A 15,649-nucleotide genomic window follows, 5' to 3' on the forward strand; every position below is an offset into this window, starting at 1 on the left:
AAGGCTATTATGGCGCCCCGAAAGGGTGACGCCGAGACCAGCTAAGGTCAAGAAGGGTGAGTCCATTTCATTGGATTGAACGCCGAAGGCGTGGTAATCCGGGAGAGTTTAAGCTGCGTAAGATGGCGTTTTATTCATCACACTGATTTTTCAGTCGCTCTAGCGTTTGAATGTCGGGTTTCTCGGCTGTCCAATAGGCTTTTTCAAAGCCCGTTTTCTGCCCTAAGATAATGACCTTGCCTTTGCTGATGTAACCATGCCCTTGCGTGCGCAGAGTTTGGATCAGCGATGGCAGCATAAGATTAAGTCGGGTGGCTAAAGTGTGGATTTCTGTGCCGATCACAAGCTCTTGTTCTTTGAGGTTAGCGACCTCACATTTCCCTTTAAATTCAGCGGGTAAAATGGCCTGGAAAGATTGATTGATGCGCCTTAACTGGGTAACCTTGTGCTCGAGATGAGACAGGTCACGCTTGTTCAATAAGTTACCAATTTGGCGCGAGTGTTTTCCCTTCATCCGAGCGTTATAACAGATAAAAGTAGAGAAGTCATGGTCTTAAAAACATTTTCAAAAGCGATCTTAGGTAGCCGTAACGAGCGCGTGTTAAAACGCTTGGGTCGTGTTGTTAAGCACATTAATGCCATAGAGCCAGAGATCCAGGCGCTGGATGATGATGCTTTAAAAAATAAAACCGCTGACTTTCGACAACGCTTAAATGATGGCGCGAAATTGGATAGTTTACTGGTCGAAGCTTTCGCTGTCGTGCGTGAAGTCAGTCGGCGTACGTTAGGTCTCCGGCATTTTGATGTGCAACTGATTGGCGGTATGGTCTTGCATGAAGGCAATATCGCTGAAATGCGCACGGGCGAGGGTAAAACACTGATGTCTACGCTTGCGGCGTATTTAAACGCTTTGCCTGCTAAAGGCGTGCACATTGTTACCGTGAATGATTATTTGGCGAAACGTGACGCGGATTGGATGCGTCCCGTGTTTGAGTTTTTAGGTTTAACCGTCGGCGTGAATTTGCCCGACATGTCACCGGAAGATAAGTGTGGTGCGTATGCTGCAGATATTACCTACGGTACGAACAATGAATTTGGTTTCGATTATCTGCGCGACAATATGGCCTTGTCCTTAGAGGACCGTGTCCAACGTGGCCGCTTTTTTGCGGTGGTCGATGAGGTGGATTCAATTTTAATTGATGAGGCGCGTACACCGCTGATTATCTCGGGCCAAGCTGAAGGTTCAGCAGAAGATTACGTTAAAGTTAATGCGATTGTGCCAAAACTTGTTAAGCGCGAAGAAGAAGAGGGCGCTGGCGATTTTTATTTGGATGAAAAGCAAAAACAAGTGCATTTGACGGAAGAAGGCCATGAGCACGTTGAAGAATTATTGGCCGAGGCGGGTTTGATTCAAGAAGGGCAAACACTGTATGACCCTCAAAATATTGCGTATATGCACTATCTCAATGCCTTATTGCGAGCGCATCATTTGTATCAAAAAAATGTTGAATACGTGGTTAATGCAGCGCGTGAAGTGGTGATCGTGGATGAGCACACAGGCCGTACCATGCCCGGTCGTCGCTGGTCGGATGGTTTGCATCAAGCTATCGAAGCCAAAGAGGGTGTGGCGATTCAAAATGAAAACCAAACGTTAGCCTCGATCACTTTTCAGAATTTTTTCCGTCTCTATGATAAGCTTTCGGGCATGACCGGTACAGCCGATACCGAAGCGTACGAGTTCCAGCAAATATACGGTCTGGAAGTCATCGTAATTCCAACCAACCGAAAAATTCAGCGTATTGATTACGCCGATAAAATTTACCTCACTGCCAAGGGAAAATACGATGCGGTGGTTGAGGAAGTCAAACAAGCGCAAGAAAAAGGTCAGCCTGTGCTGGTGGGTACGGCATCGATTGAAGCCTCGGAATATTTATCTGGCCTCATGAAAAAGGCCGGCATCAAGCACCAAGTGTTGAACGCGAAATACCATGAGAAAGAGGCGAGTATCATTCAAGAAGCGGGACGGCCAGGTGCGGTGACGATCGCCACCAATATGGCGGGTCGGGGTACAGATATTGTGCTGGGTGGTAATCTGGAGGCTGAACTTCATGCGCTGGGTGAAGAGGCGAGTGCAGCCGATATCCAAGCGTTACGTGAAGATTGGAAGCAACGTAATGCGAAAGTATTGGCTGCAGGTGGTTTGCACATTGTCGGCAGCGAGCGCCATGAATCGCGCCGTATTGATAATCAGCTTCGAGGTCGTTCTGGTCGTCAAGGTGACGCGGGTTCGTCACGTTTTTATTTGTCCCTAGAAGATCACCTTATGCGTATTTTCGCCAGCCCACGTGTCGCAGGCATGATGCGTCGTTTGGGCATGAAAGAAAATGAAGCGATTGAGCATCGCATTATCTCGCGCGCGATTGAAAACGCACAACGAAAAGTGGAAAGTTACCATTTTGATGTTCGAAAATCTTTGTTGGAATACGACGATGTGGCGAATGATCAGCGTAAAGTCGTTTATGAGCAGCGCGATGAGCTACTCACCGCAGCGGAAGTGAAAGACACCGTTGAAGCCATTTTGCGTGATGTGGTCGAAGAAGTGATTGAGCGCTATATCCCTAAAGAGAGCTTGGAAGAGCAGTGGGATGTTAAAGGCTTGGATGAGCTATTGGCCGCGGATTTTGGTCTACACCTTAACTTGCAAGCCATGATCGAGGCTGATGATACGCTCGATGAAGAGGCTTTGCGTGAGGCTGTGTTCAATGCGTTTGAATCGAACTTGGCTGAGAAGCGTGAGCAAATTGGCGATGAGGGTATGAACGATTTCGAGCGTTCTGTGATGCTTCAAACGCTGGATAGTCACTGGAAAGATCATTTGGCGGCCATGGATCATTTGCGCCAAGGGATTCACCTTCGTGGTTACGCGCAGAAAGATCCGAAGCGTGAATATAAAATCGAGTCGTTTCGTTTGTTCTCTAGTATGCTCGACGGCATGAAATATGAAATGCTGCAAATTTTAATTAACGCACAGGCAGCACCCGAAGAGGTCGATGCGCTCAACGAAGCTCGCCGAGAAGCACTGGCGAAACAGCAGTTTAATTATCATTTTACCGGTATCGATGAGCAACTAGAAGCTGACGCACATGAAAGCTTTGAACGAGAAAGTGGTGAGTCTGTGGTGACAGAGCAGCGCCGCGTGGGTGAAAAAGTGGGGCGTAATGATCCTTGTCCGTGTGGGTCAGGGAAGAAATACAAGCAATGCCACGGAAAATTAAATTGAGATCGTGCTTTTTAACGTCTCGGGTTTCTCCTTTGCAGGGACGACACAAGTACGTCCCTGTAGTCTCTGCTCCGGCATCCATGACTCCACAAGCCCTGCAAAGGAAAACCCCATCGCCGTTTTGCGCACGATCTTTGAGGTGTGGCGGTTTGAGGTTGCGCTTGCTCGTTGATTTTTGCTACGCTTCTCTGGGTTATTTTAGCGCTTTGTTCGGTTTTTAGTCTTCGTGTAGGAATCGTCTTTGCGAGGAGCGTAGCGACGAAGCAATCTCCAGGTTAATTCAAAAGATTGCCGCGCTCACTATCGTTCGCTCGCAACGGTTGCTATGTTAACGGCAGGGTTATTTTCATCGGGGCGGTAAAATGGAAAAGATAAAACAAGTTTACAATAAAGAGGTAAGTGATGATTGATGTGGCCGTAGGCATAGTTCTAAATCAAAAAAACGAAGTATTAATCGCGCTGCGCCAAGCCGGGCAGTCGAAAGCCGGTTTTTGGGAATTTCCAGGCGGCAAGTTAGAGAGCGGTGAAACAGGGGAGCACGCATTAATTCGCGAGCTTGAAGAGGAAGTGAATATCACGCCGACGGCGTATCAAGAACTCGGCGAGTTTCAGTATAATTACCAAGACATCGACCTGTCCGTGTGTTTGTACGTTTACGTCGTTAAAGCCTATGACGGCGAACTGAAGCCGTTGCTCAATCAAGCATTGAAATGGGTGGATTATCATCAGCTTGGCCAGGAAAAAATCCTCGAGGCGAGCAAAGTGTTTTTGCCTGAACTCACGGCGATGTTGGATAAGCTGTAGCAACCGTCTTGGATAACCTGGGAGAAATCAAACCCGGATTATCACGCCTTCGGCGTTCAATCCAGGCTACTTTTTATCGCTAACGTCAATTGCGAGCGAACGTCAGTGAGCGCGGCAATCTTTTGAATTAACCTGGAGATTGCTTCGTCGCTACGCTCCTCGCAAAGACGATTCCTACACGAAGACTAAAAACCAAACAAAGCGCTAAAATAACCCTGCCGTTAACGTAGCAACCGTCATTGCGAGCGAACGATAGTGAGCGCGGCAATCTTTTGAATTAACCTGGAGATTGCTTCGTCGCTACGCTCCTCGCAAAGACGGTTGCTACACGGAACAAACGTAGACTGGGTTGATCCGCCTTTGCTGCGAAGCAGCTACGGCGAAAGATAACCCGGAGAAGATTTACATCATTGAGCAGCGCCTTTCGCAGCATCCTGGTTCTTTCGATTCTCCATTCCTTCTTGTCAGCAGTTGGCTATTTTCATCCGCTTGAGGGCGACTGTTTTGTGGCGTTGCCCGTTGGCTTCCTAATGCTATCGTATACGCTTTGTCAAACAACTCATCAACACCCCTGTTTGCCTTTACATTACACACAGAAATTAATTTGACTCTGTCTCTGAACTCTTCAAAGAAGTGGCTTCGGCAATCCTCAAGGCTGGGTATTTCAGTATTTTGAGATTGACGGAATTGATTGATTGCAATAACAATAGGCGCATTCGGTGAATTTTTAAAACAACAGCTATAAGCGTTGACTGCTTGAGCGATGGCCTCGATTTCGCAAAGATTATCTTCGAGCTTAATAACCACGATAAAGGCATGTTGTTGTTTGTGCAGCAGTTGTTTGGTGAGAAATGTTTCATTGTCTGAGCCCATATCGTTAATCTTTAGTCTGTATTTTTTGTTGGTGGTTTCGCGCATTGTGGTATTAAAATCAGTTCCATAGGTTACCTCGCTCGAGGCATGCATCACAAAGGTTGGTTTTTGCTCGTCTGGTGTTTCACGATAGGTTTCATTATGAATGAATTGCTTTATTAGGTTTGTTTTCCCCGTTTTTGGCGCGCCGAGCACGCAAAGCTCAAGCAGTTCAGCGGGTTTGAAAGTGGGCATCTTCTTTCTCCTTTTTATAATCCACACATCCTACCATTACAGATTTTCCAAGGCGAGCCTAGGGTCTATTTAACATTCATTTTCATGCTGCAAACTGAGTAAAGTGGGTCCAAATTGCTCATTATTTTCGTTAAATAAGGCTAGCTATTCGCCTCAAATAATAAACAATTTGGTCTCAACTCCTTCAGTTTTCGCTTGCAAAAATGAATGTTAAACAGACCCTAACCTGCTTTATGAAGATAGGGGCGGTGTCTTGGTGAGCAGTTAGCGCAAGAGCATAGCCGAGACTATAGGCTCGGCGAAGCGGGCGGGCGAGACAAGGCACCGCCCCTGTCTTCAAGCAAGGTTAAACGAGCACTCGTATAAAGTCGCATAAACTTCGCCTGTCGCGCACTTCATGATAGACTCCCGCAACGGGGGAGCATTGACAATGAAACGTGTGTGTTTCGGCCTTTTGCTAGCGCTGGGTCTGTTTCAAGGCGCTTTAGCGCAAAGGGTCACGATCCATTTTTGGAACGCCATGGGTGGCAGTTTGGCGACCACGCTCAATGGCTTGATTGCGCAATTTGAGCAGCAATACCCACAGTATCATATCGTTAACGACTACAAAGGCGATTATCCGACCTTACTGACTTCCTTGGTGGCAGCTTATCGTGCGGGGCATCCGCCGGCGATTGCTCAAGTTTATGAAATTGGCACGGCGCTTATGATGTCTGAGCGCCAGGCCATTGTGCCGGTGCAAACTCTGATGACGCAAGCCGGTTATCCGCTTACGCCAAACACTTTTTTACCGGCCATTGGTTATTACTATGCCAGTCGTCAAGGGCAGTTGATGTCGTTGCCGTTTAACTCTTCATCGCCGGTGATGTATGTGAATAGGGCTGAGTTCAAGCGTGCTGGTTTAACACTGGCCGATATCCCAAGGACTTGGCCCGAAGTGAAAAGCATAGGGCTGCGCTTGCAAGCAGCAGGTGTGCACTGTGCGATCACCACAGCGTGGCCGGCCTGGATTCAGCTTGAAGAACTCAGTGCTTGGCACAATGTGCCGTATGCCAGTGCGGATAACGGTTTTGCTAGCTTTGATGTGAAAGCCTTGTACGATAACCCCATGGTGATTCATCATGTGGCATTTTTAGCTCAGCTTGAGCGCCAGCATCTTTTTGAATACGGCGGTCAGGGCGATAGTGCGGAAAGTCTTTTTACCAGCGGGCAGTGTGCAATGATGCTGGAGTCTTCGGGTGCACGCGGCGGCATTGAGCACAATGTCGGTTTTCCGGTGAGTGTGGCGATGATGCCGTATTGGCCAAACGTGAAAGGTGCACCGCAAAATACTATTATTGGTGGGGCTTCACTTTGGGTGGTGCGTGGTCAGTCTAAAGCGGTGTATCAAGGGGTGGCGACTTTCTTTCACTTTTTGTTGGAGCCTAAAACACAGCTGGAATTTCAGCGGCAAACAGGCTATCTGCCACTGACTCATGCCGGTTTTGCCTACGCGAAAAAGCTTGGGTATTATCGTGATACGCCGGGTGCGATTGTGGCTGTGAGAGAGCTTACGAATAAAGCGCCCACTGCATATTCTCGCGGTATTCGTCTCGGTAATTTTCCGCAGATTCGTGTGGTGAATAACACGGCCTTGGAATCGGTATTCTCAGGTCAGGCGACAGCGGCACAGGCTTTACACCGAGCAGCACGGCAGGCCGATGTGTTGTTAAACCGTTTTTCAGAGATGACACAATGAACTCACAGGTGATTTTTAAAAACAAACTTTTGCCAGTTTTGCTGATACTGCCGCAAATACTCATTACCTTGGTTTTTTTTATTTGGCCGGCGTTTGAAGCGTTATGGCAATCATTTTTCATTGAAGACCCGATGGGGTTTCATCAGCACTTTGTAGGCCTTAAAAACTTTGCGGCTTTGTTTGCTAGTCATGCCTATCTTTACAGTATTGTCATGACCTTGGTGTTCAGTGTTTGCGTTACCGTCTTGACGATGGCAGGTGGCTTGTTGTTTTCAGTTTTGGTCAATCGCGTTACGCGCGGGCAAAAACTGTATATGCTTTTGTTAATGTGGCCCTATGCGGTTGCGCCGGCTGTGGCGGGTATCTTGCTGCGTTTTATGTTTGATCCGGCCATTGGCATTGCGCCGTATTTGTTGCGTCACGTGGGTATACACTGGGATTACCATGTGAGTGCATACCAGGCCCTATTGTTAATTATTTTGGTCGCTGTGTGGCAACAAACCTCCTATAGCTTTTTATTTTATTTGGCGGCCCTTCAAGGCGTGCCAGATTCTTTGCATGAAGCCGCAGCGATGGATGGCGCCAATGCTTGGCAGCGTTTTTGGCATGTGACGTTTCCTTTGTTGTCGCCCACCACATTTTTCTTGGTCGTCATGAATATGTTGTATGCCTTTTTTGACACCTTTGGCATCATTCAAATTGTCACGCAGGGTGGGCCGGCGAATGCCACACAAACCCTGGTGTATAAAGTGTATAACGATGGTTTTGTGGGCTTAGATTTTGGCAGTTCTGCGGCACAGTCAGTGATATTGATGTTGGTGATTGTCGGCTTAATGGTGATTCAATTTCGGGTCATTGAAAAGAGGGTGCATTACTGATGAAAAGCTCTCGCGCCAGTCAATACGCCACACATGCTTTACTCATTATCGGCTTGTTGGTTTTATTGCTGCCAATTTATTTTGCCTTTGTGGCTTCCACACATTCAGTGAAAGCCTTGCTCACTGCACCCATTCCTTTTTGGCCCGGGCATCATTTTTTATCAAATTACGCGACTGTGCTGTTTCATGGCGTGAAAACCCTGGGTGGCGAGCCTGTGTGGCATTTATTGTGGAACAGTTTTTGGATGGCATTTTTTATTGCAGCCGGTAAGGTAGTCGTTTCGCTGCTTTCAGCGTTTGCTTTGGTGTATTTTCGTTTTCCCTTGCGCACCTTAGGCTTTTGGTTGATTTTTCTCACGCTGATGTTACCGGTGCAAGTGCGAATCGTGCCCACCTTTCAGGTCGTCGCGCAGTTGGGTATGTTGAATCATTTTTCGGGTTTGTGTTTGCCGTTAATTGCTTCGGCCACGGCCACATTTTTATTCCGACAGTTTTTTATGACCATGCCGCGAGAGCTTTGTGAAGCGGCGAAAATGGATGGGGCAGGGCCTATGCGATTTTTTTGGGACATTGTATTGCCGCTGTCTAAAACGAATATTGCAGCACTGTTTGTGATTATGTTTGTTTATGGTTGGAATCAATACCTCTGGCCATTGATCGCGACCAGCAGTGCCAACATGAGTACGGTAGTGATGGGCATTCAAAAGCTCGCTTTAGCGGCTGATCAAGTGCCTAGCTGGGATTTGATCATGGCCACAGCGATTTTGGCATTGATCGTACCGGTGTGCGTGATGCTGATTATGCAGCGTTGGTTTGTGAAAGGTTTGGTGGATACGGAAAAATAATGATGGCGACATTAACATTAAAACAATTGAAAAAATCCTATGATCAAGTGGAGGTTCTTCACTACATCGATCTGACTATCGACGAAGGAGAGTTTATTGTCGTCGTCGGCCCATCCGGCTGTGGCAAGTCGACATTCTTGCGATTATTAGCTGGGCTCGAAACCGTCACCGAAGGTGAGCTCTGGTTAGGCGATAAAAACATTACGCACACGCCGGCTAAATCACGCAATATGGCCATGGTGTTTCAAAATTATGCTTTGTATCCACATATGAGCGTATTTGACAATATGGCCTATGGCTTGAAAATTCGTGGCTTTGCGAAAAATGATATTAAAGCCCGGGTGGAAGAGGCGGCCGAGATGCTGGATTTATCCCATCTTTTGAAGCGCAAGCCACGCCAATTATCCGGTGGTCAGCGCCAGCGTGTGGCTATGGGGCGTGCGTTGGTGCGTCATCCATCGGTGTTTTTGTTTGACGAACCTTTGTCGAATTTAGATGCCAAGCTGCGTGTGGACACACGTGTGAAAATTCATAAGCTTCAACGTCGTTTAGGCATTACCAGTGTGTATGTGACGCACGATCAGACCGAAGCCATGACCTTGGCGGATCGTTTGATCGTGTTAAATAAGGGGTATGTGGAGCAAATTGGCACGCCTCTGGAACTTTACCATCATCCGCGCACAAAATTTGTGGCGAGTTTTATAGGTTCACCTGCGATGAACTTTATCGAGCTCTCTGTTGATGAGCAACGCCAAAAACTGGGTAAGGCCGTGAGCCAGGAGCCCGTTTGTGTCGGTATTCGTCCAGAGCATTTTCAATTTTTGCTAGAGGGTCAAGCGGGTTTTTGCTTGAAAGCGCGTGTGGATATGATCGAAGCCTTGGGTCATGAGTATATTGTTTTTTCAAAGGTGTTGGGCTCGGATGAGGAGTTCTCAGTGCGCTTAAAGGAAAAGCCTGTGGTCACTGAAGGTGATGAGGTGTTTCTTTATGCGCCTGCCGATAAGATGCATTTTTTTGATGTAACATCGGGTGTGGCGATAAACTTGTAGCAACCGTCTTTGCGAGGAGCGTAGCGACGAAGCAATCTCCAGGTTAATGAGCCAGATTGCCGCGCTCACTGGTGTTCGCTCGCAATGACATTAGCCATAAACTGGGTTAAGCGAAGCGAAAACCCGGGTTGATATTGGGTTGCACTATAGGTTTGATCTAAATAGCGCAAATGCTCAGTTCAAACTCTATAGCATGATGACTCTGAATAGGGCGAGAACGGTTGGCGGTTAAAAATCGCAAGGTGAAGCGGTGTTTGCCCGCGCTGATTTCAGGGTAAACGTTGAGTGATTTGCCTACGGTTACGCGAAGCAATTGGCAAGCCGGTGAGGTGCTTAAGTTTTCATGATAAAAGCCGCTGTCGGCGATAACGCTTTTTTCATTGCCGCTGCCGCGAATGATGCTCAGTATAAAACTCACGATAGCTTCGATCGGTTTGAGCTGAGAAAGCCAGGTCTTGATTTGTTTTGTTTGCGATTCGCTATCCATCGATAGCCAATAAAAATAAGCAGGCATATCAGAGCAGCTACCATTACCTGCTGTATTTAAGTTCGAACGGATCATGGATAAGAATTCATTTTCAGCCAGCTCTTTGCCAAGTTTGCCGGAGCAGGTTGATAAGTAGCTCAAGTGCTGATCAAGTGCTTTAAGGCTTACCCCCAGTGTTTCTTCTTCCACACCGGGTGAGCCAGATAATCGTTTCAAGCTATCTGAAAAGCGTAAAAGCTCTTTTGTGAATTTGGACTTGAGGTCCGGCCGGTCGAGTACGCACACGATTTCAATCAGTAGCTGCATGGTGTACTGTGCATTGCGTTCATTGAAGTGTGCTAAGTTCTCTGAAATCGTCGAGAAAAGGTATTCAAGCCGTAGACAAACGCGCGTGAGCTCGCTGGTGGGGTGCTCGAAGGTGAGTGTGTTTTGCATCATGCGCTTGTCTCAAAATCCATAGGGGCATTCTAGCCGATTATTCTGGTGGCCTCAATCTTTGAGCTCAGCCATTATCTTATTATGGTAGTTCGTGATCTTTTCTCTAAGGGTGTCAAGATCACTGGTATTGTCGATGATGTCATCTGCGGCTTTAAGTCGACTTTGTTCGTCAATTTGAGCATTAAGCATGGCAAGCGCGTGTTGTTCATCGCAGTGATCTCGCATCATCAACCTTGAAAGCCGCGCCGCTTCAGGGCTGTGGATCACGAGAATGCGGTCCAATAGCGAGTTGGGCAGGGTTTCAACGAGCAGTGGGATGTCCAAAATGATGTAGGGCTCACTTGTGTGTTGTAAAGCTTCGGTGCTCATCGCCGCGCGGACCAAGGGGTGGAGCAGGGCTTCAAGCCAGGCTTTGTCATTAGGGTGCTTTAAAATATGCGATCGCAGCGCAGCTCGATTCAAAGAGCCGTCGGCATTGAGTACCGCTTGGCCAAATTTTCTATGAATCTCTGTGAGTGCCGGCATGCCGGGCGAAACAAGATCGCGAGCAATTTGGTCTGCATCAATGACGGTCACGCCCAGCGATTTAAAGATGTCGCTGGCGGTGGATTTGCCGCTGGCGATACCGCCTGTAAGACCTATCTTTTTCATGCTCTACCCGGATGGTTTTGTGCGCTGAAAAACTATAACTAAATCATCTTACCTAAGTCAACAATGGGCAGGTAAATGGCCATCATGACGACACTGATCAGGCCCGCCATGAAGAGCATAAGTCCAGGTTCTAGGTAGCGTTGTAAAGTCTCGAGATCATGTGTGAAGGTATCACTGTAGAGTTTAGCTAAGGTTTCCATGCTCTGAGCCAGTGACGCTGTTTGTTCGCCGATGAATAAAAGCTGTTTAACGATGGCCGGGCAGTGAGAGATTGAGTCTATGCTTTGGTGTAATGTTTGCCCAGCTTTCAATTGATCAATGACCTGCAAGAGTCGTATTGAGATGGGCAAGCAGGTGTTAGTGTTTGCGCACTGTGCTAGTGCTTCGGCTATAGGAAAGCCACTTTTTAGGTAGGTGTTGACTTGATGAAACAGTAAGCTTAAGACTTGGGTTTGGTACGGTTTGCAACAGAGCAAGAAAAGCGCTTGGACGCGGTAGCGAATACGGTAGTGTTTTTGATAGAGTGCCGCGCTACAGATAGCCATTAAAAATATGGCTAGAGCGAGTGCCCAGCCGAACTGTGATAGCCCATGACTGAACGATACTAGGCATCGAGTTAAGCCAGGCAGGGCTTTCCCGTTATCATCGTAAAGCGATTGGATTTGTGGCAGGCTCAACTGCACAAAAGCGATAATGCTTAATAAGCCCGTGAATAATGTCATGCTTGGGTAGCTTAAGGCTTTGATGAGCTTTTTCTTGCTCACGTTGAGTGAGTGCAACTGTTGGTGTATCCGCTTTAAGGTTTCACTGAGTTGGGCTGTTTGTTCACCACTGTCGATGGCTGAAAGACACCAGGCCGGTAGTTCACTTAAGTAATGTTGGCACGCGCTGTAAAATGTTTCGCCAGCATTGAGACGCGCCAGGATTTTTTTCGATAACGCTTGCGTGTGGTGATCATGGCTTTGTGTGAGTAACTGCAAAGCAGTACCCAAATCCATGTGATGCTCTAAAAATTGACTGAGTGATGCAAGAAAGGTTTGTTGGCGTTTATTAGAGTGCTTGCCAAGCCTGAGTGTGTGAGAAGATTGCTCGATCGACAGTGGTGTGATCTGACGTGAGGCAAGAATGGCTTTCGCCATAGACAGTGTTTTAGCTTTAAGTGTGCCAGCACCATCACGGCTTTGATATTTGAATGTTGGCATAAAAATTTCCAGCTATAAAACCCGGCATAGCTCGGCTTCTGTGGTGCGACTTTGTTCGATCAGCTGTTTCGCAGCGCTCTCCAGGGTGCCTATCGTATGACAGTCTGAGTCTTTAATTGTCTTTTTTCTGACAAGGGCTTCGCGCAGTGCATTATTCACTTCGATGAGTTCAAAGATACCGGTACGTCCTTGAAAGCCCTGGTGGCATTTGTCGCAGCCTTTGCCTTGGCAAATGGTACAGAGTAGGCGAACGAGTCGCTGCGAAACAATGAGCTTAAGGTTATGGGCGATATCGTAAGGTTCAACCCCTAGGTGTTTGAGTCGATTAAACGCATCAATCGCCCGGTGGCAGTGTAAGCTTGAAAGTACCAGGTGACCAGTCTGTGAGGCTTTCAATGTGATGTTGGCCGTTTCGGCATCGCGTATTTCGCCAAGCATAATAATATCAGGGTCTTGTCGTAGTGTGCTGCGAAGAATTTTTGAAAAATCGAGGTCAATTTGACTCTGTGTGGGCACTTGATTAACCCCTTCAATTTTAATCTCCACAGGGTCTTCTATGCTCACAATATTATTTTCAATGGTATTTAGCGTTTGCAGAGCACTGTACAATGTTACAGTTTTCCCACTACCGGTCGGCCCGCAAATTAAAATTAAACCTTCACTGCTATGAATATGCTTGATGAAGCAGGCTGCCTGCTTTTCGTCCATGCCAAGTGTTGCGATATCGAGTGTCAAGCGTGATGATTGAAGTAAGCGCAGCACGAGTTTTTCTTGCTGTATGGTAGGGCAGCTGCTCACGCGTATGTCGACCATTTTTTCGCTGAGCTTGATTTGTAGTCTGCCATCTTGGGGTTTTCGTGTTTCGGTGATATCCAGCTTGGCTTCCGTTTTAATGAAATTCACTAAGCGCTTACCCAGCGCCTTTTCTAAATTGTCGTAATGATGTAGTAGCCCGTCTCGTCGTAAGCGAATTCGGTACGTGTTTTGGAAGGGCTCTATATGAATATCTGAAATATGTTGTGCTTGTGCAAATTCCACTAATTTGCTAAAGCCTGTATGAAGCTTGGCATCTAGTGCATCAAAGCGTGCGTTTTCGGTCATGGTTTGCAAAGCCCTGCGTTTAGACAGGTGCCGCCCACGCTAAAATCCGCCCCATTAGCATCCGGTGTGAGCGTGTAGGTGTAGCTGCCGGCAGCTTTGCTTGCCGTGGCGGTGATTACACCCTGGCTAACGATAATGCTTTTGATATTTTGATTGGAGCTCGGTGAATCCGGCACGCCATTTTCACCGTTATTAATGGCAGACATTTCAGTACCTTCTTGTAGCGCTAAAGCGACAGCAGCGCGATAAGGCTCACACGCCACCAGCACACCGGTGAAGCGCGCACGGTGTGTGTAGTATTGATACGTGGGCAGCGCAATCGCTGCTAAAATACTCACGATTGCCATAACAATCATGAGCTCCATGAGCGTAAAGCCACGAGCATTCATTAAAATCTCCAGGGAAAGGTTGGGATCTGAACGCTAACGCAAGGTGTTTTGCATTTCAAGTGTATAAGCCAAGAGAATGTTCAGCGAGAAACAGGCGCTAAATTTTTGTATAGAAAAAAACGTTGGCGTAGCCCCAGGTCATCAACAATAATTCGTGGTGACTCAGTGTAAAGCGAGGATCGTCGAGTGGGCGGCTGATCAGTGCAATCTGTGTGCCTGGCTTTAGCTGCAAAAGTTTTTGAAACATGGTTTGCCAAAAGTCTTCAATAAACGCGGTGGCATTGATAAAGATGACATCGTAAGTTGACCAGTCGACGGTCAGAAAATCAGCATTGATTAGGTTCACCTGGGTTTCGTTGATCATTGCTTTGAGGTGTTTGTCTTTTTGGGCTTTGCTGAGTATCTCAAGGCTTGTTTTATGCATGCTAGGGATGAGCTCAATCCCGGTCACTGAATGAGCCGGGCTCATGGTCGCAGTGATCAGTGTGTTCTTGCCAATACTTGAGCCCAGTTCTAAAAATCGACTGCTGTTATCAATGGGTAACTGTTCTAGGACGCGTAAATACGCGTGAAAACAAATTTCACCGTAGGTCAGCTCGGGTTTCGCATGGCCCTTAGGTTGATAGGCTTTAGCGAGTGCAAAACCATTGGTGTTTTGATAGTGCTGGAGGAAAAAACGTTTTAGTCGCCGTGTCTTTAGATAAGTTTTAAGCATGGTTTATGTTAAACAAAGCTGTGAACTTGGGCAAGCTTGAAGTCGCTTGAAGTTTATGTCCAGATGGCCACGATGGCCATCAGCACGAAGCCCAAGATAACAAACGAGTAGTGCTTTAAGTTGCAACACTTCTCAACCATGACAGCTCGAGACAAGCCGTGCAGGGTGCCGAGATAAATAAAAGTACCGGCGGCAATCGAGCTGAAAATCGGCATGGCCAGCGGCAGTTGTGTGGTGTAGTGGGAGACTAAATCGCCGAAGAAAATACCCAGCGGCGTCATGAGCGCAAAAATCATGAAACCTCGAACACGCTGAGATTGTGTGAGGCAGCTTTTGTTGAGTTGTATGGCAAGCGCAAAGCCTGCTGCCCACTTGTGGGCAATGATGGCGATAAATATCACAGTCATCACAGGGGCTGAGTGGGCCAAGCCGAGTGCTGCACCGGCAAAAAAGGAATGCAGCGAGAGCATGATCAGGGCCAGTATGGCGAAGCTTGGGCTTTCAGCCCCTTGGTGTTCGTAGACTTCGCGACCCAAGTGCTCAAGCCACAATAAACCTAGAAATACAGCACCCGCAATCACGTAAGGAAAGGGGTAGTCCAGGCCTGCACTGAAAAAATCTTGGCTGGCGTCGCCTAGCATGTGGATCAAGCCAGCGCCCAGGAATACGCCAGAAGCCAGTGCTTCGCCAATCGGAAAATCCATGTGGCTGGTTTTTGTGCGCTGGCGAAACGGGATCCAGGCTGCGGCGATTGCGATAATGAAGATCACCGCAGAGGTGATGAGTTTCAGCGTGCTTAGGTGTGTCATGCAAGGTCTCTAGCGTTGTTTGTGTGTATGATCGTGATTTTAGCAAATCTGTCAAGTTTACTGGTATGGTGGGGTGCGATTAAAAGTGTAGGTTTTCATGCCGCTTTTCTTTCTTCCCAATAATCATTCCACTGTCCATTGGCGCGATTGACTCTA

General features: G+C 47.4%; 15 protein-coding genes. 6 read left to right on the forward strand and 9 right to left on the reverse strand.

Going from position 1 to position 15,649, the window contains the following annotated elements:
- Window positions 1-130 precede the first annotated feature (130 nt).
- Window positions 131-514, reverse strand: coding sequence for a hypothetical protein (locus COV52_04895; GenBank protein ID PIR11234.1), 384 nt, complete (start codon window positions 512-514; stop codon window positions 131-133).
- A gap of 33 nt (window positions 515-547) precedes the next feature.
- Between COV52_04895 and COV52_04900 the strand changes: the two genes are divergently transcribed.
- Window positions 548-3,280 carry a preprotein translocase subunit SecA gene (locus tag COV52_04900; GenBank protein PIR11235.1) on the forward strand — a complete coding sequence of 911 codons (2,733 nt, stop codon included), beginning with the start codon at window positions 548-550 and terminating at the stop codon, window positions 3,278-3,280.
- A gap of 402 nt (window positions 3,281-3,682) precedes the next feature.
- Window positions 3,683-4,084 (forward strand): 8-oxo-dGTP diphosphatase MutT, encoded by a 402-nt coding sequence (locus COV52_04905; GenBank protein PIR11236.1) that lies wholly within the window; start codon window positions 3,683-3,685, stop codon window positions 4,082-4,084.
- 402 nt (window positions 4,085-4,486) lie between these two features.
- Here COV52_04905 and COV52_04910 read toward each other — a convergent pair whose 3' ends face one another.
- Entirely contained in the window at window positions 4,487-5,191 is a 705-nt protein-coding gene (locus COV52_04910) for a hypothetical protein (protein PIR11237.1), read from the reverse strand.
- Between the two features lie 397 nt (window positions 5,192-5,588).
- On the opposite strand from COV52_04910, the gene COV52_04915 reads away from it, so the two are divergent.
- Genes COV52_04915 through COV52_04930 form a run of 4 tightly spaced genes read left to right on the forward strand, consistent with a single transcriptional unit; the run spans window position 5,589 to window position 9,701 of the window.
- Window positions 5,589-6,929, forward strand: a complete 1,341-nt coding sequence (locus COV52_04915) for a sn-glycerol-3-phosphate ABC transporter substrate-binding protein UgpB (protein ID PIR11238.1) — start codon at window positions 5,589-5,591, stop codon at window positions 6,927-6,929.
- Window positions 6,926-7,807 carry a sn-glycerol-3-phosphate ABC transporter permease UgpA gene (locus COV52_04920; GenBank protein ID PIR11239.1) on the forward strand — a complete coding sequence of 294 codons (882 nt, stop codon included), beginning with the start codon at window positions 6,926-6,928 and terminating at the stop codon, window positions 7,805-7,807. The genes COV52_04915 and COV52_04920 overlap by 4 nt, the downstream gene beginning before the upstream one ends.
- Window positions 7,807-8,652: a sn-glycerol-3-phosphate ABC transporter permease UgpE gene (locus tag COV52_04925; GenBank protein ID PIR11240.1), complete on the forward strand. Its 846-nt coding sequence runs from the start codon at window positions 7,807-7,809 to the stop codon at window positions 8,650-8,652. The genes COV52_04920 and COV52_04925 overlap by 1 nt, the downstream gene beginning before the upstream one ends.
- Before the next feature lie 2 nt (window positions 8,653-8,654).
- A complete protein-coding gene (locus COV52_04930) occupies window positions 8,655-9,701 on the forward strand; it encodes a sn-glycerol-3-phosphate ABC transporter ATP-binding protein UgpC (protein ID PIR11248.1) in 1,047 nt (348 codons plus the stop codon).
- Window positions 9,702-9,858: 157 nt separating this feature from the next.
- Here COV52_04930 and COV52_04935 read toward each other — a convergent pair whose 3' ends face one another.
- The 7 genes from COV52_04935 to COV52_04965 all read right to left on the reverse strand — a co-directional run bounded on the left by COV52_04935 (window position 9,859) and on the right by COV52_04965 (window position 15,493).
- Complete coding sequence (locus COV52_04935) at window positions 9,859-10,626, reverse strand: cell division protein ZapD (protein PIR11241.1); 768 nt, start codon at window positions 10,624-10,626, stop codon at window positions 9,859-9,861.
- A 51-nt stretch (window positions 10,627-10,677) separates the two neighbouring features.
- On the reverse strand, window positions 10,678-11,277 hold the full coding sequence (locus COV52_04940; protein PIR11242.1) for a dephospho-CoA kinase: 600 nt from the start codon (window positions 11,275-11,277) through the stop codon (window positions 10,678-10,680).
- A 38-nt stretch (window positions 11,278-11,315) separates the two neighbouring features.
- Window positions 11,316-12,479 (reverse strand): hypothetical protein, encoded by a 1,164-nt coding sequence (locus COV52_04945; GenBank protein ID PIR11243.1) that lies wholly within the window; start codon window positions 12,477-12,479, stop codon window positions 11,316-11,318.
- Window positions 12,480-12,491: 12 nt separating this feature from the next.
- Window positions 12,492-13,580 (reverse strand): protein transporter HofB, encoded by a 1,089-nt coding sequence (locus tag COV52_04950; GenBank protein PIR11244.1) that lies wholly within the window; start codon window positions 13,578-13,580, stop codon window positions 12,492-12,494.
- A complete protein-coding gene (locus tag COV52_04955) occupies window positions 13,577-13,969 on the reverse strand; it encodes a pilus assembly protein TapA (GenBank protein ID PIR11245.1) in 393 nt (130 codons plus the stop codon). The genes COV52_04950 and COV52_04955 overlap by 4 nt, the downstream gene beginning before the upstream one ends.
- Before the next feature lie 97 nt (window positions 13,970-14,066).
- Window positions 14,067-14,684 (reverse strand): hypothetical protein, encoded by a 618-nt coding sequence (locus COV52_04960; protein PIR11246.1) that lies wholly within the window; start codon window positions 14,682-14,684, stop codon window positions 14,067-14,069.
- Window positions 14,685-14,737: 53 nt separating this feature from the next.
- Window positions 14,738-15,493 (reverse strand): zinc transporter, encoded by a 756-nt coding sequence (locus COV52_04965; protein ID PIR11247.1) that lies wholly within the window; start codon window positions 15,491-15,493, stop codon window positions 14,738-14,740.
- Window positions 15,494-15,649: the final 156 nt, after the last annotated feature.

Source organism: Gammaproteobacteria bacterium CG11_big_fil_rev_8_21_14_0_20_46_22, assembly GCA_002796245.1.
Taxonomy (GTDB): Bacteria; Pseudomonadota; Gammaproteobacteria; order UBA12402; family UBA12402; genus 1-14-0-20-46-22.